Origin of the sequence: Myxococcus virescens, from assembly GCF_900101905.1 — a bacterium.
Lineage (GTDB): Bacteria > Myxococcota > Myxococcia > Myxococcales > Myxococcaceae > Myxococcus > Myxococcus virescens.
The window spans coordinates 651,464-675,126 of the sequence record NZ_FNAJ01000002.1 but is presented as its reverse complement, the minus strand read 5'-3'; the positions used below and the strand labels follow the sequence as shown (position 1 = coordinate 675,126).

22 protein-coding genes are annotated in these 23,663 nt (G+C 71.3%); 10 read left to right on the top strand and 12 right to left on the bottom strand.

The window, feature by feature from the left end; all coding sequences use genetic code 11:
* Nucleotides 1-324: 324 nt before the first annotated feature.
* The 10 genes from BLU09_RS09505 to BLU09_RS09460 form a co-directional block, all read right to left on the bottom strand.
* Entirely contained in the window at nt 325-3,069 is a 2,745-nt protein-coding gene (locus tag BLU09_RS09505) for a VWA domain-containing protein (protein ID WP_090488422.1), read from the bottom strand.
* A 7-nt stretch (nt 3,070-3,076) separates the two neighbouring features.
* The gene (locus BLU09_RS09500) at nt 3,077-3,382 is read right to left on the bottom strand and encodes a hypothetical protein (RefSeq protein ID WP_225909555.1); all 306 of its coding nucleotides are present in this window, start codon (nt 3,380-3,382) and stop codon (nt 3,077-3,079) included.
* A 131-nt stretch (nt 3,383-3,513) separates the two neighbouring features.
* Nucleotides 3,514-4,251, bottom strand: coding sequence for a hypothetical protein (locus BLU09_RS09495; RefSeq protein ID WP_244171575.1), 738 nt, complete (start codon nt 4,249-4,251; stop codon nt 3,514-3,516).
* Nucleotides 4,248-6,032: a vWA domain-containing protein gene (locus tag BLU09_RS09490; protein ID WP_090488419.1), complete on the bottom strand. Its 1,785-nt coding sequence runs from the start codon at nt 6,030-6,032 to the stop codon at nt 4,248-4,250. The genes BLU09_RS09495 and BLU09_RS09490 overlap by 4 nt, the downstream gene beginning before the upstream one ends.
* 46 nt (nt 6,033-6,078) lie before the next feature.
* A complete protein-coding gene (locus BLU09_RS09485; RefSeq protein ID WP_186817746.1) occupies nt 6,079-6,927 on the bottom strand; it encodes a DUF58 domain-containing protein in 849 nt (282 codons plus the stop codon).
* An 8-nt stretch (nt 6,928-6,935) separates the two neighbouring features.
* Nucleotides 6,936-8,465 carry an ABC transporter permease gene (locus BLU09_RS09480; RefSeq protein ID WP_090488415.1) on the bottom strand — a complete coding sequence of 510 codons (1,530 nt, stop codon included), beginning with the start codon at nt 8,463-8,465 and terminating at the stop codon, nt 6,936-6,938.
* Nucleotides 8,462-9,448 carry an ABC transporter ATP-binding protein gene (locus BLU09_RS09475; RefSeq protein WP_090488414.1) on the bottom strand — a complete coding sequence of 329 codons (987 nt, stop codon included), beginning with the start codon at nt 9,446-9,448 and terminating at the stop codon, nt 8,462-8,464. The genes BLU09_RS09480 and BLU09_RS09475 overlap by 4 nt, the downstream gene beginning before the upstream one ends.
* Complete coding sequence (locus BLU09_RS09470; RefSeq protein WP_090488412.1) at nt 9,445-11,199, bottom strand: hypothetical protein; 1,755 nt, start codon at nt 11,197-11,199, stop codon at nt 9,445-9,447. The genes BLU09_RS09475 and BLU09_RS09470 overlap by 4 nt, the downstream gene beginning before the upstream one ends.
* Nucleotides 11,192-12,190, bottom strand: a complete 999-nt coding sequence (locus tag BLU09_RS09465) for an AAA family ATPase (protein ID WP_186817747.1) — start codon at nt 12,188-12,190, stop codon at nt 11,192-11,194. The genes BLU09_RS09470 and BLU09_RS09465 overlap by 8 nt, the downstream gene beginning before the upstream one ends.
* A gap of 1 nt (nt 12,191) precedes the next feature.
* Nucleotides 12,192-13,754, bottom strand: a complete 1,563-nt coding sequence (locus BLU09_RS09460; protein WP_167371061.1) for a hypothetical protein — start codon at nt 13,752-13,754, stop codon at nt 12,192-12,194.
* 296 nt (nt 13,755-14,050) lie between these two features.
* Here BLU09_RS09460 and BLU09_RS09455 point away from each other — a divergent pair, with 296 nt between their 5' ends.
* The 7 genes from BLU09_RS09455 (at nt 14,051) to BLU09_RS09425 (ending at nt 19,132) form a co-directional block, all read left to right on the top strand.
* Nucleotides 14,051-14,875, top strand: a complete 825-nt coding sequence (locus tag BLU09_RS09455; RefSeq protein ID WP_244171574.1) for a helix-turn-helix transcriptional regulator — start codon at nt 14,051-14,053, stop codon at nt 14,873-14,875.
* Nucleotides 14,876-14,923: 48 nt separating this feature from the next.
* The gene (locus BLU09_RS39325; RefSeq protein ID WP_244171573.1) at nt 14,924-15,334 is read left to right on the top strand and encodes a hypothetical protein; all 411 of its coding nucleotides are present in this window, start codon (nt 14,924-14,926) and stop codon (nt 15,332-15,334) included.
* 147 nt (nt 15,335-15,481) lie between these two features.
* Nucleotides 15,482-15,964 carry a DoxX family protein gene (locus tag BLU09_RS09445; protein WP_090488397.1) on the top strand — a complete coding sequence of 161 codons (483 nt, stop codon included), beginning with the start codon at nt 15,482-15,484 and terminating at the stop codon, nt 15,962-15,964.
* Between the two features lie 13 nt (nt 15,965-15,977).
* Complete coding sequence (locus BLU09_RS09440) at nt 15,978-16,976, top strand: aldo/keto reductase family protein (protein WP_090488395.1); 999 nt, start codon at nt 15,978-15,980, stop codon at nt 16,974-16,976.
* Nucleotides 16,977-17,142: 166 nt separating this feature from the next.
* Nucleotides 17,143-17,865: a MotA/TolQ/ExbB proton channel family protein gene (locus BLU09_RS09435; protein ID WP_090488393.1), complete on the top strand. Its 723-nt coding sequence runs from the start codon at nt 17,143-17,145 to the stop codon at nt 17,863-17,865.
* A gap of 3 nt (nt 17,866-17,868) precedes the next feature.
* The gene (locus BLU09_RS09430) at nt 17,869-18,303 is read left to right on the top strand and encodes an ExbD/TolR family protein (protein WP_090488391.1); all 435 of its coding nucleotides are present in this window, start codon (nt 17,869-17,871) and stop codon (nt 18,301-18,303) included.
* 16 nt (nt 18,304-18,319) lie between these two features.
* Entirely contained in the window at nt 18,320-19,132 is an 813-nt protein-coding gene (locus BLU09_RS09425; RefSeq protein WP_090488389.1) for an energy transducer TonB, read from the top strand.
* 10 nt (nt 19,133-19,142) lie between these two features.
* Here BLU09_RS09425 and BLU09_RS09420 read toward each other — a convergent pair whose 3' ends face one another.
* Complete coding sequence (locus BLU09_RS09420) at nt 19,143-19,634, bottom strand: MarR family winged helix-turn-helix transcriptional regulator (protein WP_011556416.1); 492 nt, start codon at nt 19,632-19,634, stop codon at nt 19,143-19,145.
* 184 nt (nt 19,635-19,818) lie between these two features.
* Between BLU09_RS09420 and BLU09_RS09415 the strand changes: the two genes are divergently transcribed.
* Nucleotides 19,819-21,222 (top strand): TolC family protein, encoded by a 1,404-nt coding sequence (locus tag BLU09_RS09415; RefSeq protein WP_090488387.1) that lies wholly within the window; start codon nt 19,819-19,821, stop codon nt 21,220-21,222.
* Between the two features lie 145 nt (nt 21,223-21,367).
* Nucleotides 21,368-21,577, top strand: a complete 210-nt coding sequence (locus BLU09_RS09410) for a hypothetical protein (protein ID WP_225888207.1) — start codon at nt 21,368-21,370, stop codon at nt 21,575-21,577.
* A gap of 23 nt (nt 21,578-21,600) precedes the next feature.
* Here BLU09_RS09410 and BLU09_RS09405 read toward each other — a convergent pair whose 3' ends face one another.
* A complete protein-coding gene (locus tag BLU09_RS09405; RefSeq protein WP_090488383.1) occupies nt 21,601-22,650 on the bottom strand; it encodes a Rieske 2Fe-2S domain-containing protein in 1,050 nt (349 codons plus the stop codon).
* On the opposite strand from BLU09_RS09405, the gene BLU09_RS09400 reads away from it, so the two are divergent.
* Entirely contained in the window at nt 22,628-23,659 is a 1,032-nt protein-coding gene (locus BLU09_RS09400) for a DUF547 domain-containing protein (protein WP_090488765.1), read from the top strand. The two genes, BLU09_RS09405 and BLU09_RS09400, sit on opposite strands and share 23 nt — an antisense overlap.
* Nucleotides 23,660-23,663: the final 4 nt, after the last annotated feature.

Below are 23,663 nucleotides of genomic sequence, written 5' to 3'. Positions count from 1 at the left end.
TTGCGCGACCAGTGGTTCTCGTAGCCGCCAGTGGACAGGTCGAGCACCTTCTGCCCTGTCGGGTGCCCAACACCCCGGGCCGACCAGGACGTGCGCTACCGCACCACATTCCGCTCACGGATAATTTTAGGCCCGTGTTGCAAAGTGTACACTGTTCGTGTATCCACTCATTCGCCCTGTGAGTCTCACAGGGCGCGGGTCGCCCCACATCTCCGATCCCCCCATCTCGTTCGGGGCGACTCGTACCCACCGCGGACAGTCGCCCTCCTCCGTGCCAGCCCCTTCCTGTCCGGGGCGGCCCGCACCTCCACCAACGCCTTCGTCTCAACGGTCCAGCCGCCGGCGGGCCCGGGCTCGCGCGGCATCCAGCGCGGAGTCCACGCTGCCCTCGGCTGGCTTCGCTGGCACCGGCGCCGCGTCGCCCTCGCGGGCCTGCGGAGCTGACGTCGGGGTTGTCCGTGTTGCCGGAGTGGACGACGGCGCCGTGGGTGTCGCGGGGATGGACACGGAGCGCTCGCGGGTCCGCGGCGCACGCAGCCGTGGCGCGGAGAGGAAGCGGCGCACGGCCACCTCCGCCAGCAGCAGAGCCAGCGCCAGGGCCACCAGCCACGGCGCCAGGGCCACGCGGCCCAGCGACTCCGGGGCCTCCATGAAGAGGCCCGTCATGGACAAGCGCTCCACGCCGCCTCCTACCGCCGCGATGGCGCGCAGCAGCTCCAGTCCCGCCTTCGTGGAGCCGGGCTCGAACTCCGGCGCGTAGGGCAGCGTGACGGGCGGCGCGCGGAGCACCTTCGCGCCCAGCCGTACCACCGGGTGCCACGTTCCACTGCCCTCCAGCGGGTACTCGGCGACGAGCCGGTCTTCATCCTCCCACCGCATCGGACGCTCCACCGGCGCGGCGCGTCCGTCGCCGGGCAAGAGCACCATCGTCGGTGCCGCGCCGGGCAGCGCCTCGCCGGGAGGCAGGTCCAGCGTCACTCGCAGCAGGTGCCCCCTCCGCTCGGTCCGCACCACCGCGTCCCCGACGGGCGCCGCGCCCGCCAGCGTCCAGCGCACCATCCCCTCCAGGGCCGCGCGCAGGGAGGACCACGTTCGCAGCTCGCCGGTGTACGGCCCGTCCACCTCCGCGGTGAAGGCCACCGTGCGTCCCGCGCCTCGCGGCCACATCGCCAGGATGGGCGCGCCATTCGTGTCCAGGGTGCGCAGCGCCACGTTGGCGCGGGGCTTGAGGTAGGTGAGGTTGTAGCCGCCCACCTGGGGCAGCCCCTCCGCGGACAGCCGGCCGAGCAGCGGCAGGTCCGGCGCGCCTTCCAGCGACGCGGGCTCATCCACGAAGGTGGCGCGCGCCACCGTGAGCGTCTCCTGGCTGAAGATGCGCGGCAGGCTCATCGCGTCCTCGGCGAAGTAGACGCGCCCACCGCCCCGGTGGGCCACTTCCCGGAGCAGGTCCGCGTCCGGGTCCGAGGGCACGCCCAGCCCGATGACGGACACCGTCACCTCCTGCTCGCGCAAGTGGGCCAGCGTGCGCTGGTAGTCGTCGGGCTCCTCGGAGTCCGCTGCGTCGGAGAACAGGAGGACGTGGCGCGTGGGCTTCTCGCTGCGGAGGATTTCCGTGCGGCCGGCGCGGAGCGCCTCGCCCACGTAGATGCCACCCCCACCGCTGAATCCGCGCGCAACGGCATCCAGAGGCAACCCCGCCTCCACCGGGCTGAGCGGGAAGATTTCATGGGCCGCCGTGTCCACCATGTGCACGGAGACCTCGTCCTTGGGGTTGAGCAGCGTCAGGGCGGCCACGACGCCCTCGGCGGCCAGCTCCATCTTCGTCCGCCCATCCGGGACGGTCATCCCCATGGAGCAGGAGGCATCCATCAACACGCTCAGCGCCAGGGACGCGCGGCGCTGCTCCTCGCGCATCTCCAGGGACACTGGGAGCAGCGGCTCCACGGGCGAGCGACGGAAGCCGCCCTCGCCGAAGCTGTTGCGTCCGCCGGTCATCACCAGCCCGCCTCCGGCCTGCTCGACATAGGCCGCCAGCGCGTTGAGCCCCGGCTCGCCGAGCGCATTGGCGTCCACGTTCTCCAGCACCACGGTGCCCACGCCGTCCAGGTCATCCAACGTGAGGCGGAACGGCGTGCGCACATCGAGTTGCAACCCCGAAGCGGCGAGCGACTGCGCGAGCGTGCCCCGGGACTGGTTCGTGAGCAGCAACACCCGGGGCGGGCCCTCCACGCGCAGCACGGCGACGCCCTGGTCGTTCTCCACGACGCCGTCGCCGGGAGCGGCCACGGAGAGCCGGTAACGGACCAGGCCGGGCTCCTCGACCAGGTCGCGCAGCGGCAGCACGTTGGGGCCCGGCTGGAAGTCGAAGGGGCCCTGGAGGAGCACGCGGCCATTTCGCTCCAGGCGCACGGTGCCGGTGACGGCGGCGGAGGCATGCACCACGGCGGAGAACTGGAAGGGCTCACGCTCGGAAACGGCGGCGGGGACGTCCACGGAGACGACGGCCACATCGAGCGGCGGTTCGGGGCGAGCGATGTGGCGCCAGTCCACCGCGAGGCCTCGGGCCGCCAGTCGCCGCGCGGCGCCGCGCGCATCCACGCCCGTGGCGCGGCCATCGGACAGCACCAGCACGCGGCCGGTGCGCTCGTCGGGGATGAGGGCGCTCGCGGCATCCAACGCGGCGGACAGGTCGGAAGCCTCCGCGTCCACGGGGCGTGTGAAACCGCCAAAGCCTCCGAGCGAGGAGAGGGGCTGCTCGACGCGCGCTTCCCGGCCGAAGGTGATGACCCCCACGCGGTCCCCGGGACGGCGCTGCGACTCCAGGAGGGTGATGAGTTCCTGGGCCGTGCGGTCCACGTCGCGAGGCATGGACGCGGAGCGGTCCACCACCACGACGACGTCACTGCCGGCATCGGCCCAGCGCAGCTCGGGGCCCGAGAGCGCGCCGACGACGAGCACCAGCAGCGCGGCGCGCAGCCACATGGGCGGGCCCGGCCGGCGGCCGTACTTCCAGAGGAAGAGGCCCAACGGCAGCAGCAGCACCCACGCCTGCGGGAGGGAGAAGGTCATGCGACCGTCACTCTCCTTCCGCGAGGATGCGGCCCTTCCCATCGATAGCGTAGACGACGCCACCGTCGAGAAGAACGAGGCCAGGGCCACACGCGCTCAAGTTGGGGGAGAACGTCACATAGAACAGGTCGTCATTCGCCTGGACCACACGAGCGTCGATGTATCGCCAATCCGCGAGGCACTTCTCCTCCAGGTGCTCCTGCTTCTCCGCCGTAACCCAGGGTGGACGAAAATCATCCATGGCGACCTTGAGGGCCGCCATCATGGGTCCGGTCAGCGCCACGCCCCCCTCAATCTGGCTCGGAATCGTCACCGACTCATTCGCAGGGGCTCGCTCCGGCTTGTCGAATCGGTAGATGCCCAGCGCGGAACATCCACAGAGGCCCAGGAGTGGGACCCAGGCCAACGCCCGTCGCAGAGAGGTTCCCCCATCGTGACAGCACCTCATGGCAGCCACCCCATCCCGTCGAGCATCTCGACGTTTCCTTCGTCATCGTAGACTCGGCCAATCGGCACCCACGCTCCGTCGCGGAGCGAGAAGACACCTTTTGACGGAAGCTCATACCGATACACCCGGCACTCGCCTGTCTTCTCCCGGTAGAGGAGCAGGATGGACTTGGGAAAGACCCTGCCCGTGCCCTTCTCCGCCACGCGCGTCGGCAGCCAGCGCAGATGCGTCTTGAGGTCGACTCGCGAGAACTCGCGATTGTGCGGATGCGTGTGCGGCGCCCAGAAGACCACCGCATCACCATGCGCTTCATCGTCGAGCGCCGACGGAATCAGGCAGCTCTTCCTTCCACTGTCCAAGCGTGACCTCAACTCGGACAAGTAGCTCAGGAAGTATCCCTTTCCCTCGCCTGAGTCGTACCCGAGAGCGCAGTACTCCGTACCGTACATCCCCGCGGATGCGCCGGGCTGACGGGTCATGATGGAACATGCGTTCTGCGCAAGCTCCTGCTCGGTCTCGAAAGGCCCTGCCAGGGGCCCCTTCACCGCGATGCCGCCAGAGGGCAACCGACGGGCCCTCACGTTCGGGTTCGGACTGGAGCATGCGGCGACCCAGGCACCACCGATGAGCAGCCATGAAGCCTTGAAGTGGGAGCGGCTGAACGCCCGGATATTCACGGCACCTGCCGTCCTGCTGGTAACGCGGCCCGTGCTTTGCGATTCCGACGCGCTCATGACGCGCCCCCGGTACTTGGCGCACTCGCCCCTGAGGCGCCCGGCGTCTCTCGCCGCGTGAGGTAGAAGTCCGCCACCAGTGCGGCGAGCAGAAGAACCAGAGGCCATCGGGCCCGGCCCGGCGCGCTGCCTCCCGCGTCGTCGTCGCCGGCCTCACGTGCCGGCACCTCCGCGCGTCCGCGCTCACGCAGGTCCGACTCCCGGGCGTCCAGCGCCAGCACCTGCGCCGTGTCCACCACGTCGCCGCCACGCTCCAGCGAATAGGCCCCCGGCCCGGTGGGAGGAGACAGCGACACCTCGCCCGCGCCAAACACCGGCCGGCTGCCACCCGGCCCCACGAGCGTGTAACGCGCACCTGCGAGCGTCACCACTGGCAGCGGCTCGCCCAGCATCAGCTGCCGCCGAGGAAACCCCTCCCGCGTGCGGCGGGCCTCTCGCACCAGATTGCTCAGCAGCACCGGCCACGCGGACACGCGCTGCACGTTCGAACGCGACAGGTCCACGTTGACGTGAACCCGGCCGTCCGCCTCCTCGGACACCAGCACCGCGTCCCCGGCGCTCACCAATGGCTTTCCAGGCGGATTGTCCCCTGCCGTCCACCGCACGCCCGAAAGCTGCACGTCATCCAGCAGCGGGTGCCCCTTCTCGGAGAAGAACGGCCCCACGAAGGTGCGCGGCGCGCCGCCCGCCCCCACCGTCACCCGCGCATCCGTCCCCGGCGGGCCCAGCACCAACACCGCGTCCGTCTCCGAGCCCTCCGCTCCGCGCGCCACCTCCGGCGATACCGCGAGGAACCGCTCCAGTGCGGTCTGCTCGGGAGCGCCCAGTCCCTGCGCCAACGCCACCGCGATGGGCCGCATGGGCGCGGGCGGCAGCCGCACCTGGCCGTCCTCGGGCAACGCGTCGTCTGGGAGCGACACCTCCACATCGCCCGCTTCCTGGAACGTCAACCGGACCGTCGCGGTGCCCTCCTCCGGAAGCTGCACGCGTTCCACCCGCTCCGTGCCGGCCTTCGCACCGGCCCCTGGCAACGCGCGGACCCGAACGTCCACCTCCTCCGGCGCCTCCCCGAAACGCGCCACCCTCAGCGTCACCGTGGCAGTGGGCCCCTCATCACGCCGCTGCGCGGAGACCAGCGCCACGTTGCCTCGCGCGGTCCCCAGCGCCGTCCACCGCACGGATGCGGGCACCAGGGCCGCGTTCACCGGAGGAACATCCGTGAAGAAGGCCACGCGCCGTCCCGCCCCCGCCAGTTCCTGCGCCCAGATGAGCGTGGGCATCGGGTCATGGTCCGCGCCCTGCGCCTGGAAGGACTCCAGCGCGGCCAACGCCCGAGAAGGCTCCACCTCCGGCCCCGCGAGCATGCGCGGCGTGCCGCCACTGGCCAGCAGCGTCACCTGCGTCGCCTCCTCCGACTCCACGCGCGCCGCCGCCTCGCGCCGCACCTGCTCCAACACCGACACACCGTCCGGCCCGCGCGCGGACATGGACAGACTCCCATCCACCACCAGCACCAGGTGCCGGACCCGCGCCGAATCTCCCCACCGGACGTCCGCCAGGAAGAGCGCGGCGGCCACCACCGCCAGCACCTCCAGCAGCAGCGACGCCTCCCGCGTGAAGCGCTCCCAGCGAGGCCCCGCCTCGGCGCGGGGACTGGGTCTGCGCCACAGGAAGAGCGCGCTCACCACCACCGGCTTCTGCCGGCGCCGCAGGAAATACGCCGCCACCAGCGGCACGAGCGCACCCAGCGCCAGCAGCCCCCACGGGAAACCGAAGCTCACGCGTCACCTCCCGCGACGCGCTCCATGCCCGCCACCCCGCGCCCGCTCACGACGCACCCGCCGCGAGAAACAGAGGCCGCAACGGCCCCGCGACCAACGCGCCCAGCCCATCCTGAGCCCGAGCGGTGAGCAGCGCCCCGCGAGCACGCAAGGCCGCGCCCCTCAAGCCGCGCTGGTGCTCCGCGAAGCGTCGCGTGTACGCGGCCAGCACCTCGTCCGTCAGCAACTCCTCCAGCGCCGCGCCGCTCTCCGAATCCACCAGCCGGGCGCCATCTCCACCCGCCGGGTCCAGGTCCTCGGCGTCCAACACCTGCGCCAGGAAGAGGCCCGACGCGCCACGCGCCAGCCGCGCGCACAGCGCCGGCAGGTCCGCTTCGAAGAGGAAGTCACTCACCACCACGCGCAGCCCACACGGCCGCAGCGGCGGCAGGCGCCCCAGCGACTCCGGCAGCCCGTCCCGCGCGTCGAAGTCCGCCGCTTCCAAGGCCGCCCGGCACGCCTGTCCCTGAACACGCTCCGGCCGGGCACCGGCCACCAGCAACGTGGGCGACAGCCCCTGCCGCGCCGCCACCTCCGCCGTCAGCAGCGCCACCTCCCGCGCGCACGCGGCCTTGCGTGGGGACAGCGCCATGGAGCGCGAACCATCCAGCACCACCTCCACGCGCGGCGACACCTCGTCCTGGCGGATGCGCAGCACGAGCTCTCCCGTGCGCGCCACCGCGTTCCAGTCCACCTGCCGCAGGTCATCCCCGGGCTGGTACGCACGGAAGTCATGCAGCTCCAGCGCGCTCCCCTCGGATGTGGCACGGACCTCCCCCACGAGCCCCCGGTGGGGCCCCCTGGGCAGCGCCAGGGCCAGCCCCGGAACAAGCCGCGCGACGGCGGCTGCGTCCATCCGCTCGCTCACGACGTGTGAGCCCGCTGCTCACGCGCCATGAGCATCCGGTCCGTCCCGAAGGCGGCCACCAGCGCCAGGCCCACGACCGCGCCCAGCAAGTCCCAGGACATCTTCGGCCCGGACGCCCCGTAGTCATACGTGGCGAAGTTCGCGATGCCCACCACGGGGTTGAAGAGGTTGAGGATGGGGTCATCCCCATCGAATCCCATCAACACCGCCACCAACGGAGGCAGCGCCGAGGCCAGCGCCACGGAAGCCACGAACATCAAGCGCACCGCCACGGGCGTGGCCAGCCGGTCCGGGCGCACCTTCCGCCCCAGCCACACCGCCAGCGACAGGAAGAGCACGCCATACGCCGGTAACGCCAGGGTGGCCATCCGCAGGGAGAGGCCCTTCAGCGGCAGGTCCGAGGACCCCACCTGCAGGCCCCAGAACAGCGCGCTCCAGGCCCCCAGCAGGAACACCATCCAGCGGAAGCCCCGCAGCGCGCCGGGCCGCAGCACGGACCAGGGCCGGGTGGTCGCGCGCAACGGGCGCGCCTGACCATCCACGTCCGCGACCACGAACATGCCCACGCCCAGCAGGTGGACGCCGCCCAGGAGCGCGAACATCTCCGGAACATTGTGCTTACGCCCCGTCAGCCACCAGATGGCACAGCCGGCGAGCATGCCCACCAGCACCTGCACCCCCACCGCGCGACGTGGCCCCCGCGTGTAGTCCTCCGTGGGCAGGGACAGCCGGGACGCGGCGGCCTCGAAGAGCAGCCAGCCGTCCATGAGCATCAGCATCAGCGCGATGCCCACCAGATAGAGGAACTCCACATCATTCAGGAACCGGTCTCCCATCTCCGATATCGCGTAGGCCGCGCCCAGGCCCTGCACCAGCGCCAGACCCAATGCGCCCAGCAGGCCGAAGTGGACGAAGGCACGCCCCATGCGGGCGTCGGCCAGCGTCGCCGCGCACACGCTGGCCACCGTGAGGAAGACGAGCCACGCGCCGCCCAGCGCCAGCACCACCAGAATCGTGGGGAGCGTGATGCCATTGAGGAAGTAGCTGAAGAGGAGGAAGGGCCCGGCCGCGGAGGCATACAAGGCCGCCTGCACGAGGAACGACGCCACCTTGCCCCGGAGGATGCGGCGCGGCCCCAGGCCGGTGAGCACCAGCAACACCCACGTCTCGTCCTCGCGCTCACGCGCCAACGAGCGGTAGGCGCTGTACGGGATGACGAAGAAGTGCGCGACGCCCAGGCAGACGAAGAAGGAGAAGAAGTAACCCTGGCCGTGCCGCGCGTAGGCGCCCTCGCGCGTGTCCACGTAGGCCACCAGCGCCACCGCCAGGCACGCCAGCAGCATCAACCCGAAGCACACCCAGAAGACGCGCGTGCGCAGTCCCTGGCGGAGCTCCTTCACCACCAGTGGGTTGAGCCGGTCCCCCCACCGCTGCGACCAGGGCTCCGCGCCCGCGACCTGGCCACCACCCGAAGCCATCGGCTCCGGGGCCGGAGGGCTCATCGCCGTATCCACGGGCGCGCTCACGCCACCCTCCCCTTCGTCACCGTCATGAAGGCATCCTCGAGGTTCCGCTCCCGCGTGCTGAAGGCGCATACGGGAAGCCCCGCGGCCACCAGCGCCGCCAGCAGCACCGCCGCCGCCGCGTCCACCTGCGCGGGGCCCGCGCCCGCATCCAGCTCCAGGCGCACACGCAGCGCCTCGCCTTCTCGCGCCACACGCGTCACACGCGGCTGTTCGAGGAGCACCCGCTCCGCGCGCTCCCAGACGGCGTTGCCCGCGTCGCCCACGGCCAGCCGCACCGTCAGCTCGGGCGTCACCGCCGCGCCCACCTCCTGCTGCTGGAGCAGGTCCGCCACCTTCCCGGTGGCCAGCAGACGCCCCTGCTCGATGATGGCGCAGGTGTCGCAGATCTCCGCCAGCTCCGTGAGGATGTGGCTGGAGATGATGACCGCCTTCCCCTGGTCCGCCAGGGCGCGCAACAGCTCGCGCAGCTCGATACGGGCGCGCGGGTCCAACCCGTCCGCGGGCTCGTCCAGCAGCAGCAGCGACGGGTCGTGCAACAGCGTGCGCCCCAACGCCACGCGCTGCCGCATGCCCTTGGACAACGCGGTGGTGAGCCGGTCGGCCAGGGGCGTGAGTCCGGTGAACGCCATCACCGACTCCACCCGCTGCCGGCGCGCCGCGCCCTTCAGTCCATAGGCGCGCGCGAAGAAGTCCAGGAACTCGAAGACAGTGACGTCGTCATAGGTGCCGTACCGGTCCGGCATGTAGCCGATGAGCGGACGCGCCCGGTCCGGCGCATCCACCAGCGAATGGCCGTCCAGCAGCACCTCGCCCGACGTGGGCACATCCAGCGTGGCCAGGATGCGCAGCGTGGTGCTCTTGCCCGCGCCGTTGGGCCCGATGAAGCCCAGGATGCTGCCGGCCTCCAGGGAGAACGACACGTCATCCACCGCGCGCAGCGGCCCGTAGTCGCGCCGCAGTCCCTTCACCTCCAGCAGGCTCATGGCCGCCCCCCTTCCGACTGGCCTCGCACCAGGTGGATGCCGGCCTCCAACTCGACGTCAACGGCGGACGAGGGCGCCGGCCCCAAGCCCCCCAGGCGCGCGATGAAGCCTCCCTCCGGGAGCGGAGCGCGGAAGTTCTCCTCGCCCCCTGACAGACGCCCCTCGGCGAGCGACGGCCCCCCCACACTGGACACCAACTGGTTCACCGGCGTCGCGCCCTCGGGCAGCGGCTCGCCCAGCGTCCCTTCCGCGCCATCCTCCAGCGCGGGCAACGCGTAGCTCTGGCTCCCCACCCGGACGTAGCCCTGCTCCAGCCGCGCCCCCAGCGCGTTCTGGACGCGGACGGTGCCGCCCTCCCGCCGGACGACGAGCCGCGCGCGAGAAGGCAGCACGGCCACCTCGCCCCACTCACGGTAGGTCCGTGGCGGCAGGAAGCCTTGCGTCACCGTCAGGCCATTCGTCCAGTCCAGGTCCGCCAGCATCTCGTCGGCGTTGTCCGGTGCCAGCAGCGCGCTCGTCGCCGGGAAGCGCACCGGCCCCGAAGACACGTTCGCGTACCAGGCGGAGACGCCGAGCGTCACCGCGCGCGAACGCTCCGCGTCCAGCCACGTGAGGCTGTAGCGCGCGGAGTGCACGGCGAAACCATCCACGAGCACCGACCAGGTCACGAGCGCCACACAGGTGAGGACCGACACCAGGGGCACCGCCACGAGCACCGCCACCGGCCCTCGGCGCCGCGCCAGCATCAGCCCGCCCGGCCCCACCGCCAGCACGAAGGCGAAGATGAGCAGCAGGAACCGCCCCACGGGCGTGTTGGCATGGTCCAGCAGCGGCGTGATGCCCCCGGCGAGCAGGTTGCTTCGCTCCCACCGAGGCGCGGCCCCCGCGGGATTCACAGGCCCTGGGATGAACTCCCCCAGCATCGCGTTCAAGGCCTGTCCGCATTCGAGCGCGGCGCCACACAGCCGCACCCGCCCGAAGCCATACGGCACGGCATCCCTGGAGCCTTCGGCGGTAAACAGCGGCAGATGCTCCGTCAGGCTGCTCGACACCCGCGGCAGGACGAGCCGTCCTCCCGAAAGGACATAGGACTCCAGCACGGCCCAGACATCCGGGGGGACGGAAGCCAGGTCCCCCGGCACCATCACCACGGAGTAGCCTACGTAGGAGGACAGCTCCCTGGGCGCATCGCGCAGGTCAACGGTGCGCACGGAGAACAGCGGGCTGCCGGACGCTTCCACCCGAGGCACCCCCGACGTGTCGTCGAAGTCCTTGAGCGTCCCCAGCACCAACACCGTCCCTCCCGTGGAACGCTCCACATAGATGGGGGTGTGGGCGGGGAGCGTCAGCGGAGACAGGCCGGGCGACTCCACCAGGATGCTCCCCGCCTGAACTGTCGCTGGCACCGGCAGCCAGGTGACGAGCCGCCGTTGCGGCGGCACCTCCACGGTGCGCTCGGAGGTTCGCGTCCCCGAGTTCGAATGTCCCTGGAAGGTCAGACGGACCTGGAGGGACACGAGCCCCGTGTTGTGGAGCACGACATCGATGGGAGTGTAGCCGCGCTCCGGCTTCAGCGCGCTGGTCCGGATGGAGACGCGCAGGTCGCCGTGGTTCCGCGTATCAATGGTTCCCGAAGCATCGCGATACCCGTAGCCCGTGGGCGCGGCCTCGTCCGCGAGCGATGTGGCGAAGGCCCGCGAGCCACCCAGGGCGCAGAGCAGGACACTCGCGGTCAGCACCGCGCTACGCACGCGGCACCTCGGGGACGGCCTGGAGCAGCGCGCGCACCACGTCCGCCGCGCTGACCTTCTCCAGCGAGGCCTCGTAGGCGAGCACCAACCGGTGATTGAGGACGGAAGGCGCGGCGGCCACCACGTCATCGAAGCCCACGTTGGGCCTGCCTCGCAGCAACGCCAGCGCGCGCCCGGCGGCGGCGAGCGCGAGCGCCGCGCGAGGACTGGCGCCATAACGGACGAAGCGGCGCACGGCGTCGGGCGCCGACGGTTGGCGTGGGTCTGAGGCCTCCACCAACCGGCCGATGAAGTCCGCCACGGGGCCCGGCAGGTGCACGCGGTCCGCGGCGGCGAAGAGGCGGCCCAGGCCCTCCGCGTCCAGCACCGGCGACAGCTCCGGCGGCGCGCCACGCACGCGCGTGGTGAGCAGCGCGCGCAGCGTCTTCGCGCCCACGGGGGGCACCTGGATGCGGAAGAGAAACCGGTCGAGCTGCGCCTCGGGCAACGGATAGGTGCCCTCCAACTCGATGGGGTTCTGCGTGGCGAGCACGAAGAAGGGGTCCGGCAACGGACGCGTCTGCCCCAGCACGGTGACGCTGCGCTCCTGCATGGCCTCCAGCAGCGCGGACTGTGTCTTCGGGCTGGAGCGGTTGATTTCGTCCGCCAGCACCAGGCTGGCGAAGAGCGGGCCCTCGCGGAAGACGAAGTCGCGGCGGCCGTCGCCTTCCAGCACGTAGGTCCCCGTGATGTCGCCGGGTAGCAGGTCGGGAGTGAACTGGATGCGGCGGAAGGGCAGCGACAGCAGCCGCGCCAGCGCCTTGCACAGCTCCGTCTTGCCCAGGCCAGGCAGGCCCTCCAGCAGGACGTGCCCGCGCGCGAGCACCGCCACCACCACCTGCTCGACGACGGATTCCTGGTCCAGCATGACGGTGTTCAGCCCGTCCTTGAGCCGGGCCGCCACCTCCGCCGCTCCCTGTGCCTCGGCGGGACTGAGAAGCTCCGCTGCCACGTCATTGCCCCCTTCCAGACGACTCGCCACCAAAGTACCGCCTCACCATGTCCCGGTTGCGGGGAAGCAGCGGCGCCGCACCGGGCCCCGCCGTCGCATCCCCCCGCGCCTGGGTGCCCTGCGCGCCGCCAGGCCCGGCCGGGCCCGCGCGCCGCCGAGGATCCGCGGCCCGGAGCCCCCAGAGTTCCTCGCCCTCGTCGCCCCCCTGCCCGGGAGGCAACGGCTCGAAAGCAAGCCGCTCCGGGTTCATCTCCGCCTCGTCACCAAAGACGAGCGGTTGGCTTCCGCCACCACGTGACACCCCCGCGCCCTTCCGCACGCCCCGGCTCGCATGCCCCTGCTGGCCCGAGTTGGATTGCCCCTCGCCCGCGCCGGATTGCCCCTCGCCCTCGCCGCCGCGCCCCGACTGCCCCTGCCCCTGGCGCCCCTGCCCGCCAGAACCCTGGCGACGGGCCTGCGAATTGGAACCGTTGCGGCGGTTCGAATCGAAGCGGTTCTCCAGCGACTGACGCCTGCGCTCCAACGCCTCGCGCAGGCTTGCAATCTGGTCCGGTGAACCGGAGGCCCGCGCGCGGGCAGCGCTCTGCGCCTCACTGGAGCGCTCACTCCGTGAGCCTTCCGTTCCCTGCTGTCCCTCGGCGCCCTGCGTTCCTTGCCCGGACGCGCGCGCGGCATCCGCCTGTGCCGCTTCGCCATTCTTGGACTCGTGCGGCGCCCCGTCCTCCCCCGTTCCGTCCGCGTCGTCGGACGAGCCACCTTCTTTGCCGCCTTCCAGCGCCATCAGCGCCTGCTCCAAGGCCTCGCGCTCACGCATGGCGGCCTCGGCGCCTCCCGCGGCGCCCAGCGCGTCCTCCAACGCCCGCGCGGCCTCCGCGGCCTGGGCCAATTGCGCGGCGGCCTCCGCGGCCTGCTCGGCCAACCGCTTCTCCAGCGCGTCGGCGGCCTCCCAGTCTCCGGCGTCGAAGCGACCCTCGGCGACTTCCTCGGCCAGGCGCCGCAGTTCGTCCTCCACGGCCTCCTCCAGCACCTCTTCCTTGGCGAGCGCCTCCGCCTGCGCCTGGACCGCGGCCACCTTCGCCGCGGCGGCGGCATTCACGGCGCGGCCTCGTGGCGCGGACAGGGGCAACAGGAAGCCCGCTGCCGCGAACAGCACCGCGCCCGCGAGCGCCGCGGCCGGGCGCCGCCACTTCACGTCGGGAGGCTTCACCCCACCCGCGAACTGATTGACGGCCAGCTCCCACTCCCCCACCGGGCGCTCCAGTCGGGTGAGGAGCAGCCCGCCCGCGCTCGCCGACCGGTCCGCGAGCACCGCCGCCTGCTCCAACGACACCCGCCGGGAGCGCGCACGCCAGAACCACGCGCCCAGCCCCAGCGCCAGAAGCGGTGGCAGGGCCCACACGAAGGCGCCGCGCAGGAGGAACCGGGCCAGCACGCAGGCCGTGGCGGTGGCCCACATCGGAACGATGCCGGCCTCCGCCCATGCCACCGCGTTGAGGCGCCGCTGCACACGCCGGATGGGCGCGAGCACCAGGGCCTGGAAGCGGCGTTCTTCACTGGCAGCCATGAAGCGGCGAGTGTCGACTACTCGGCCCACTCCCCACAAGCGACGCGACGCCCAGCCGTCGCGGTCCGGGTGTGTGCGGTCGCATCCCGCCGTGCATTGACGCCCCCTTTCCGCCGCCTGGCACGGATCGCCCGAGCCTCGCGGACACCGACGCGGCATCCCCGCGGAGGAAGTGCCCATGGCCGCGCCTTCACGCGAGACTGCCCCAGGTGCCGCCCCGCGCGGCAAAGACGGCCCACGCACCGTCCCCCAGTGCCATCAAGCCCACCGGACTGCTGCTACAACCCCTCTTCCGGATGCTCCTCGCCCGCCCTCCAGAACTGGCGCCCCAGGCGCCGTGGCCGGACATGCCCCTGGTGGTGTGGCCCACCGCGCTGGCGATGTGGGGCCCTGGCGACGCGACGACGAAGCACGCCCACCACGCCATGCACCTGGTGCTGTGCCGGCGGGGCACCCTGTCCGTCCGCGCGCAAGGCATGAAGACCGCCGAACAGGCAGCCGGCGTGCTCGTGGGCCCGGACATTCTCCACGCGCTCGACGCACGAGACCGCGAGGTCATCATCCTCTTCGTCGAACCCGAGAGCGACGACGGCGCGCGACTCCAGGCCGCGCTCGACGGTCCGATACGCCTGTTCGAGACGACGCAGCGCGATGCCCTCCTCGGCGGGCTGCCCACTGCGGGAGCACTGGCACACGAAGCGGTCGGCGGATGGATGGAGTCCACGCTGGCCACGCTCTCCGGGACGCCCGAAGCCCCCCGTCACCTCCACCCGCGCGTGCGCAAGCTGCTGCGCCACCTGCGCGCGGAGGCCGCGCCGGAAGACACCTCGCTCGAAGCCCTGGCCCAGGTCGCGGGCCTCTCGCCCGGAAGGCTGATGCACACGTTCACCGAATCCGTCGGTGTGCCACTGCGGCCCTACCTCCTGTGGCTCCGGCTCCAGCGGGCCGCGGGCGCCATCGCCGCGGGCCACACCTTGACTGAAGCCGCCCACGCGGCCGGCTTCTCGGATGCGGCGCACCTGACGCGCACCTTCCGGCGGATGTTCGGCACCACGCCGTCATCGCTTCAGCGCCGTGGACCGCGCGTCCAGGCGCAGGGCCGCAATGGCGCGCCCCGCTGAGCACCGCGCACCTGTGGCGCAGCAGCTTGCGCACGCGCTGCTGCTCGAGTGCGCCCGAATCACCCTCCAGTCGGAGGGCAGCCCGGCAGCATCAGCGCCGACGCGTTCATCGCCGCGAACGGCCCCAAGGACCTGAAGGAAGAGGACCACCGGCTCCTCGATGGCACGCTTTACCTGCAGAGGGTCAGCCTGCTGGGGCGCATGTGCGCCCCCTATTCAACGGAAGAGATGCTCGAGCTGGAGCCCCGGTCGCTCCTCACCGAGCGGTTGGGGAATGCCGACTTCAGCAGCATCCTGGCCGACACGAAGGCGCGGGCGAGGAAGGCTCCTGAGTTCCTGCGTGAGGTGCTCGCCGCCACCGACAAGGCCGCGGAGCGGGATGGCGTCTCGGCCCGGAACAAGGTGTGGTGGCCCATCGGCAAGGCGGTGGAAGCCGTCAGCCAGCGCGACAAGCGGTAGCGGCAAGGCGGGTGGCGGCGCGACGCGCGCAGCCTCTCGGTTCGCAGCCAGTTCGTTCAAGCGAACGCCAGCACCGGGGCCCCATCCTGAAGTCAACGGCACGGCAGGCCACTCCCTCCCGTGCCTCTCTTTTCAGGAGCACACCCCATGTCCTTCGCCATCCTCCTGCTGTCCTTCTTCCTGCTGCTGCACCTGCCGCCGCTGCGGCGCATCCCCGCGCTGTCCACCCCCACGGCGCGCGCCGCGGTCGCCGCGGGGCTCTTCTTCGTGGGCGCGGGCGTCATGCACTTCGCCATGCCCGCGCGCTACGCGGCCATGATTCCGCCGCGACTGCCATCACCCGCCTTCTGGGTCTACCTCTCCGGAGCCGCGGAGGTCGCGGGCGGGCTGGGGCTGCTGCTGCCACGCACCCGTCGACTCGCGGCGCTGGGGCTCATCGCGCTGCTGCTGGCCATCCTCCCCGCCAACATTCATGAGGCCCAGGCCAACACCGCCGCCCACGTGCTGCCCTTCCCGGACTGGTACTTCTGGCTGCGCATCCCCTTCCAGCTCGTCTACGTCGCCTGGGTGGCGTGGGCTGGCGGCTGGTGGCCCGTCCGCGGCCGTGCGCGACTGGCAGCCCACGGTTAGGCTCGCGCGCACCATGCACTTCCGCAAGCTCGGCCGCAGCGGCCTCGTCGTCAGTGAGATTTCCTACGGCAACTGGATCACCCATGGCTCCCAGGTGGAGGAAGAGGCCGCGCTCGCCTGCGTGCGCGCGGCGCTGGACGTGGGCATCACCACCTTCGACACCGCGGACGTGTACGCGGCCACCCGCGCCGAGGAAGTGCTCGGCCGTGCCCTGAAGGGCCAGCGCCGCGCCGGCTACGAGCTCTTCACCAAGGTGTACTGGCCCACCGGCCCCGGAAAGAATGACCGCGGCCTGTCGCGCAAGCACATCCTGGAGAGCATCGACGGCTCGCTGCGCCGGCTACAAACGGACTACGTGGACCTGTACCAGGCCCACCGCTTCGACGTGGAGACGCCGCTGGAGGAGACGATGCTCGCGTTCGCCGACATCGTCCGCCAGGGCAAGGCGCTGTACATCGGCGTCTCCGAATGGACGGCCGACCAGATTCGCCAGGGCGCCGCGCTGGCCCGCGAGCTGCGCGTGCCCTTCATCTCCAACCAGCCGCAGTACTCCATGCTCTACCGCGTCATCGAGCCGCAGGTCATCCCGGCCTCCGACGAAGCAGGCCTGGGACAGATTGTCTGGTCCCCCATCGCCCAGGGCGTCCTCACCGGCAAGTACCTGCCCGGCCAGGCCCCCCCGCCGGGCAGCCGCGCCACGGAGGCCAACGCCGTGCGCTACGGCATCACCCGCTTCATGACGGATGACGTGCTCACCCGCGTGCAGCAGCTCGTCCCGCTGGCGAAGGATGCCGGCCTCTCCATGGCCCAGCTCGCCGTGGCCTGGGTGCTCCAGAATCCCAGCGTCTCCTCCGCCATCGTCGGCGCCTCCCGGCCGGAGCAGGTGCACGACAACGTGAAGGCCGCGGGCGTGAAGCTGGAGCCAGAGCTGCTGCGCCGGATTGACGCGGTGCTGGGCCCCGCCATCGAACGAAATCCAGCCCTGACCGACGTCCCCGCCCAGCGCCCCTGAGCCCGCCCCACCCGGGCGGGCGCCTGAGCGTCCGCTTCCGGGAGGGCGGCACCCAACCCGATCCGTTCCATTTGACTTTCCGCGCCAAGGGAACAAGACATGGGCCCGCAGGTTGGCAACCGGGTTGCGAGTGCACCGTGACCCACCTTTACCCAGGCTTCCCTCCATGACGCCCTTCCTCTCCCTGGCCCAGACGAATCACACCGAGCTGGGCTGGCTCAGCAGCAAGCTGCTCGGCGTGACGCTCACCTCCGCCGAATGGGTGCTCTGGGTGCTCGTCATCCTCTCGGTGCTCTCCATCGCCATCATGCTGGAGCGCACGGTGTACTTCGCTCGCCACCGGCTGCCGGACTCGGAGGCCCTGGCGGTGCGGCTGGCCCGCGGCGAGTACGACGTGGCCCGCAAGGCCATTGAAGGCAAGACGGGCATGGAGGCCGCCATCATCCGCGAGGCCCTGGCCTCCGCCGACCAGGGCGCGGACACGGTGGAGCAGGTGATTGCCTCCACCCTGTCGCGTGAGCGTCCCCAGTACGAGCGCTTCCTGTCGTACCTGGGCACGCTGGGCAACAACGCGCCATTCATCGGTCTGTTCGGTACGGTGCTGGGCATCATCAAGGCCTTCAATGACCTGGGGAAGATGAACGCCCAGGGCGGCGGCGGGGCCATGCAGCAGACCGTCATGGCCGGCATCTCCGAGGCGCTGGTCGCCACGGCCGTGGGTCTGGCGGTGGCGATTCCGGCGGTGGTGGCCTTCAACGTCTTCAACCGCCAGCTCAAGACGCTCACCAGCCGCGCCAATGCCCTGGGCTACGCCCTGGTGGGCAGCATGCGCGCCGAGCGCCCCGCCTCCAGCACGGCCACTGCGGCTCGCGCCGCGGAGGCCCGCTAGGCCATGGCGGGCGGCGCGCAGGACAACGACGACGAAATCACAGGCATCAACGTCACCCCGCTGGTGGACGTGGTGCTGGTGCTGCTCATCATCTTCATGGTGACGGCCAACTTCATCGTCCGCGAGACGGTGGAGGTGGACCTGCCCCGCGCCGCCAACGGCGGTGAGACGGTGCAGGGCCTGGTCAACGTGGTGCTGGACAAGGAGGGCAAGCTCTTCTTCGACGGCACCGAGATGACCGAGAAGGAGCTGGAGGCGCGGGTTGCGGAGGCGGTGGCCAAGGACAAGGAGACGCGCGCCATCATCAGCGCGGACCAGTCGCTTCCCTATGGCCGCGTCATGCGGCTCATCGACGTGGTGAAGGGCCAGGGCATCGCCAAGTTCGCGCTCAACATCGAAAAGGACGTAGCCCCCGCGGCCGCGCCCTCAGCCCCCTGAGGCAAGGCGTCACTTCATGAGTCAGGCGGTCCTCGACAACGCTCCGACGCCCCGACGCGACCGCTCCCTGGCCGTGGTGGGCGTCTTCCTGCTCGTGTCGCTGGGGATTCACGTCGGCGGCTTCTGGGCGCTCGGGGAAGGCGCCTCGCGCACCCTCCCCGCGGCCAAGCGCCCCGTGGAGATGGTGATGGTGGAGGTGGTGAAGCCGCCCCCGCCACCCCCGCCGCCCCCCGAGACGCCGAAGCCGGAGGAGCCGCCCAAGCCGCCGCCCCCCAAGCCCAAGGTGGTGAAGCCGCCGCCGGTGAAGGTGGCCGAGGCCCCCAAGCCGCTGCCCCCGCCGCCCGTGGACGCGCCGCCGCCGCCCAACGACACCCCGCCGCCGGAGCCGCAGGCCAAGCCGCCGCCGCTCGTGGTGGGCATGACGATGTCCTCCACCACCAGCGCGGGCTCGTTCGCCGCGCCCGTGGGCAACACCGCGTATGGCAGGACGGGCCCCACCGCGAAGGACCCCAAGGACGTGAAGGGGTACAGCGCGCCGAAGTACGCGCCCATCTACCAGGTGGACTCCGAGCCCACGGTGGCCTCCGAGGTGAAGATTCCCTATCCGGAGGAAGCGCGCCGCGCGGGCGTGGAGGGCACCGTCACGCTCTCCATCACCATCGACCACGAGGGCAAGGTGGTGGCGGTGAAGATTCTCAAGGGGCCCGGCTACGGTCTCAACGAGGCAGCGCGGGATGCCATCCGCCGCTTCCGCTTCAAGCCCGCCATCAAGGGCGGCGAGCCCGTCTCCACGGAGATGAAGTACTCGTACACCTTCCTGCTGGACTGACCCGGGGCGCCTACTGCGCGCCCAACGCGCGGCGCATGATGTCGCGCAGCGCGCACAGGTCCTCTTCCGGCAGGCCGCAGATGGCGTCCGGCGGCTCGAAGATGCGCTCCAGCAGCCGCTCGCGCAGCGCAGCGCCGTCCTCCGTCAGGACCAGCATCTTCACCCGCCGATCCTGCTCGGAGCTGCGGCGCACCACCAGTCCGCGCGCCTCCATCCGGTCCACCAGGCCCGTGACATTGGACGCGTCACACGACAAGTAGGCGGCCAGCGTGCTCATGGCCAGCGGCCCTTCCCCCAGCTGTCGCAACACGTGCGCCTGCACCGGCGACAGGTCGAACTCCGCCGCCAGTGCGGGGAAGTTGCGCATGTGCGTGTGCATCAGCTCGAAGAGGAGTGTCCACGCCTGGCGTGGCAAGTCACCCGCGGGCCCGGCCTGCCCGGGCCCGCTCCCCGGCTTCGTCTTCCGCTCCAGCTGCTCGCCGCTCCCGTTCATGCCTCTCATGTTATGTCACCTGAGCCACCTAAACAATTGACCTCATCAACTATTGAGGGTTACTACATTCCGGAGCTTCCAAATTCGGACGTCATGGACTATGGCTGCCGACCCGAGGCTCGAACCCGTAGCAAGTCCATTCTGGACGCAGTGGCCCGCGCCGGCGCGGGCCCTTGAGGAGGTAGAGGCGGTCATGAGTTCATTCCTGGCGCTGTCCCTCGCGGCCACCCTGGCCGCGGCACCGCCGCCTACGCTGACCCTGGAGGACGCGCTCAACCGCGCCCGCAAGGAGAACCTGGACCTCAAGGCCGCACAGGCCCGCCTCGCTCAGGCGGATACCGCGTCGCGCAAGGCCTGGGCCGGCTACCTCCCCAACGTCACCGTCAACGGCGCCATCACCCGCAACTCCATCGAAGCGGTGATTCCGGCGGGTCCGCTCGCGCCCGTGGAAATCGTCATCCAGCCGCGGGTGCAGATGCAGGCCCAGGGCCAGGTGCGGCAGGCCATCATCGCCCCGCAGCTGTGGGCCGGCATCCAAGCCGCCTACAAGGCGGAGCGCGTGGCGGAGCTCAACGTGGAGCAGGCGCGGCGCGAAATCTTCTTCGGCGTGGCGCAGGCGTACTACGGCACCGTGGCGCAGGCCCAGGCCGTGGCGGTGCAGGAGCGGCTGGTGGAGCTCAACAGCGCGCGCGCCAAGGACACGCAGGTCCGCTTCGAGGCGGGGACGGTGACGCGCGTGGCGCTGCTGCGCGCCGAGCAGGACCTGGCCCGTGCGGAGCAGGACCTGATCCGCGCGCGCAACGCGGAGGCGTCCGCCAAGCTGGTGCTGGCCACCCTGCTGGCGCTGGACGACCCGAACTTCGACGTGGCGCCGCCGCCGGAGCCCCAGGTGCCGGAGAAGACGGACACCAACGTGCTCGTCGAGCGCTCGCTCGAGCAGCGCGCGGACGTCGCCGCGGCGCGTGAGTCCGTGGAGCTGGCGCAAATCAACAAGCGCGGCGTGTGGCTCAGCTACCTGCCCAACGTGCAGGTCTCCGGTACCTACAACATCAGCAACGCGGCGGGCCTCGTGGGCTCCAACCGCATCTGGCTCATCACCCTGGGCGCCAGCTGGACGTTGTGGGACGGCGGCCTGCGTGAGGCCAACCTGCAGGAGGCCTCGGCCGTCATCGCGGAGAACCGGGCGTTGCAGCGCAAGGCGGAGCTCACCGCACGCCAGGAAGTGAATACCGCGCAGCTCGACCTGGAGAGCGCCCTGGCCAACCGCCTCAAGGCCTCGCAGGCCGTGGAGCTGGCGCGCGAGTCCCATCGCCTCACCGAGGTCTCCTTCAAGGAAGGCGTGGCCACGTACCTGGAGGTCGCGGACGCGAACACCGCGCTGACGCAGGCGGAGATTGGCCTGGTGGGTGAGCGGCTGCAGGCCTCGCTCGCCGGCCTGCGCCTGCTGCGCGCGGTGGGCGCGTTCGGCGCCCGTCCCCTGACGACGGACCTCAAGGTGGAGACCTCGGAGGCGCCGTTCCTCCAGCCGCTGCCGGAGCAGACGCAGCCGACGCAGCCCACCCAGGAAGGGCCGGCGGACGCCCCCCGGCAGCCGTAATTCCGCGCGGCCTCCCGGCGCCCGCCATTCCCAGGCGCCGGGTTGCCCGCAGTGGAAGGTGGGCGGCGAGCGCCGGTTGTGAGCGGCCTTCGCCAGCCCCACCCTCGTGGAGAGAGGCATCACACCCTTTCCCGAGGAGGACGTCATGGCGGAAGGACAGTGGGGCAACTGCAAGGGCTGCCGTTACTTCGCCAACCAGACACCCCAGAGCGCCGGCGAGACGCACCGCTGCATGCAGCCGGAGCTGGCCGAGTTCGAATTGGAGGTGTCCGGAGAAAGCGGCTGCAACGCCTACGAGGCGCGCACCGGCGTGGCCACTCCGGCGTACGAAGGGCCCTCTCCTTCACTGCACTGAGCGCGAGCGCACCCTGGGAGTCTTCAGCCGCCCGGGGCCTCGCGGGTGAGCGGCACCACGGCCCCCGTCATCTTCGGGCCGGCGCCGTAGTAGATGCGCTCCAGGAGCCGCCGCTGGTGCACCAGCGGCGCGTCGAAACGGTCCAACCGCATGCCCTTGTGACTGTAGGGCGTGTCCGCCACGGTGGTGATGAAGCGCGCGTCGTCGCGCACCTCCCACCAGGTGAGCGCCATGGCCGCCCGCGCCGCCACGGGGAGCAGCGGACGCAGCAGCCGCTGCTCGGTGCGCAGGAAGGAGAAGACGTGCAGGCGCGTGGTGCGCGCCGTCTCCGGCACGAAGAAGATGTTCGCCCGGGTGATGAAGGGACGCGGCGAGCCATCCGGCGCCACCCAGCGGATGGTGTACTGGCTGCGCACCGGGTCGAAGCGCGTCACCCAGTCGTTCTGGAAGAAGTCACCGTCGCGCACGCCCAGCACCGTCATGATGGGCGCGGGTCGCTGCGGGGCGCGGTAGTGCACCTCCGTGCGGTCCTCCAGGTTGCGCGCCTCGAACTCCACCCGGCCCGCGTTCGGGTCGTCCCAGCCCAGCCGGGTGTGGACGTAGGGCGTGTGTTCGTCCTCGCTGAAGTTGTCGAGCGACACGTGCAGCGGCGCCGCGAAGGGCGTGGAGAACGCGCCGCCGAAGACGTAGCCCTCATCGCCCATGTCGGGCATGGCCGAAAGCGGCGTGTCCCGCTCGGCCAGCCAGAGGTAGCCGTAGCGCTCCACCACCTGGAAGCTGCGCGCGTCACAGTGGCGCAGCTCCGGCTGGCTGGGGTTGCTGCCGCGCCCCTCCGCGTCGAAGCGCCAGCCGTGGTACGGACACTGGAGCCGGCCGTCCGCGCGCACAGTCCCCTTGGACAGCGGCGCGAAGCGATGGGGGCAGGCATCCGCGAGCGCCGCGGGCTGCCCCGTGCCATCCCGGAAGAGCGCGTAGGCGCGGCCCGCCACCTCCACGCGGACCGGCCGGGTGCCCAGCGCGCGGGCGGAGAGCACCGGATGAAAGTGACGGATGACCTTGGGGGTAGGCTCCATGAGGGCCCAGTATAAATCGACGACTATCCCTGCTTGGAATGGACTCCGAGTTACGCGGGGTGAACTGGAGGGCCGGGCAGCCCCCTTCCCCCTGGGTTATGCTCCCGCCCCCGTGGCCACCTCTCCCGCTCCTCGCCGTCGTCCCCACGTCTTCGCCGTGCTGCTCGCCGTGGCCGCGTTGCTGGGCGCGGCAGGTGCGCTGCATGTCCAGGGCCTTTTGCCCGCGCGCGTGCCCTCCCCCGCAACCCCGTTCAGCTACCACGACTACGAGAAGGTGCTGCGGCACGTGCGCCCGGACGGGGACGTGGACTTCGCCTCGGTGGGGCGCGAGCGCAAGACGCTGGACGGCTTCGTCGACTCGCTGGCGTCGTTCTCCCCCCACAACCGCCCGGACGTCTTCCCCACGCCGGAGGACGCGCTGGCCTACTGGCTCAACGCCTACAACGCGCTCGTGCTCCAGCAGGTGGTGGACGGCTACCCGTACCTCGAAACCGTGCAGCAGCCCGTGCTGGGGCGCTTCTTCTGGGGCCGCTCCTGGGCGGTGGGCGGTGAGCGGCTGACGCTGTGGGCGCTGCACAACCGCGTGCTGCGCCGCGAGTTCGCCGACCCGCGCATCCACCTGGCGCTCTTCCAGGCCGCGCGCGGAGGCCCCCGGCTGGACGGCTCGCACTTCCAGCCGGAGTTCCTGGACTCGCAGCTCAACGAGGCCGGACGCCGCTTCGTGGGCGACCGGCGCAACGTGCGGCTGGAGCGGGACACCGTCTACCTGACGTCGCTCTTCGAGGAGTACCGCGAGGACTTCCTCGCCGCGCTGCCCGAGGGCCGCGGCGGCAACGTGCTCCAGTTCGTCTGGGCCTTCCTGCCGGACACCTGCGAGGAGCGCCCGGGCTGCGACACCCGCAGTGATTTGGACCGCGCCTGCGGCCCCCGGCTGGACCAGTGCCGCATCGCCTTCATGGAGCGAGACTGGACGCTGCCGGACGCCGCCGCACGGCCCGCGCGTCCCTGAGCCG

Coding starts and splice junctions, on each gene's coding strand:
- BLU09_RS09505 (WP_090488422.1), bottom strand. CDS start 3,069: ATGACCTTCTCCCTCCCGCAGGCGTGGGTGCTGCTGCTGCCGTTGGGC.
- BLU09_RS09495 (WP_244171575.1), bottom strand. CDS start 4,251: ATGAGCGCGTCGGAATCGCAAAGCACGGGCCGCGTTACCAGCAGGACG.
- BLU09_RS09485 (WP_186817746.1), bottom strand. CDS start 6,927: ATGGACGCAGCCGCCGTCGCGCGGCTTGTTCCGGGGCTGGCCCTGGCG.
- BLU09_RS09475 (WP_090488414.1), bottom strand. CDS start 9,448: ATGAGCCTGCTGGAGGTGAAGGGACTGCGGCGCGACTACGGGCCGCTG.
- BLU09_RS09460 (WP_167371061.1), bottom strand. CDS start 13,754: ATGGCTGCCAGTGAAGAACGCCGCTTCCAGGCCCTGGTGCTCGCGCCC.
- BLU09_RS09455 (WP_244171574.1), top strand. CDS start 14,051: ATGCTCCTCGCCCGCCCTCCAGAACTGGCGCCCCAGGCGCCGTGGCCG.
- BLU09_RS09445 (WP_090488397.1), top strand. CDS start 15,482: ATGTCCTTCGCCATCCTCCTGCTGTCCTTCTTCCTGCTGCTGCACCTG.
- BLU09_RS09440 (WP_090488395.1), top strand. CDS start 15,978: ATGCACTTCCGCAAGCTCGGCCGCAGCGGCCTCGTCGTCAGTGAGATT.
- BLU09_RS09435 (WP_090488393.1), top strand. CDS start 17,143: ATGACGCCCTTCCTCTCCCTGGCCCAGACGAATCACACCGAGCTGGGC.
- BLU09_RS09430 (WP_090488391.1), top strand. CDS start 17,869: ATGGCGGGCGGCGCGCAGGACAACGACGACGAAATCACAGGCATCAAC.
- BLU09_RS09425 (WP_090488389.1), top strand. CDS start 18,320: ATGAGTCAGGCGGTCCTCGACAACGCTCCGACGCCCCGACGCGACCGC.
- BLU09_RS09420 (WP_011556416.1), bottom strand. CDS start 19,634: ATGAGAGGCATGAACGGGAGCGGCGAGCAGCTGGAGCGGAAGACGAAG.
- BLU09_RS09415 (WP_090488387.1), top strand. CDS start 19,819: ATGAGTTCATTCCTGGCGCTGTCCCTCGCGGCCACCCTGGCCGCGGCA.
- BLU09_RS09410 (WP_225888207.1), top strand. CDS start 21,368: ATGGCGGAAGGACAGTGGGGCAACTGCAAGGGCTGCCGTTACTTCGCC.
- BLU09_RS09400 (WP_090488765.1), top strand. CDS start 22,628: ATGACCTTGGGGGTAGGCTCCATGAGGGCCCAGTATAAATCGACGACT.
- BLU09_RS09405 (WP_090488383.1), bottom strand. CDS start 22,650: ATGGAGCCTACCCCCAAGGTCATCCGTCACTTTCATCCGGTGCTCTCC.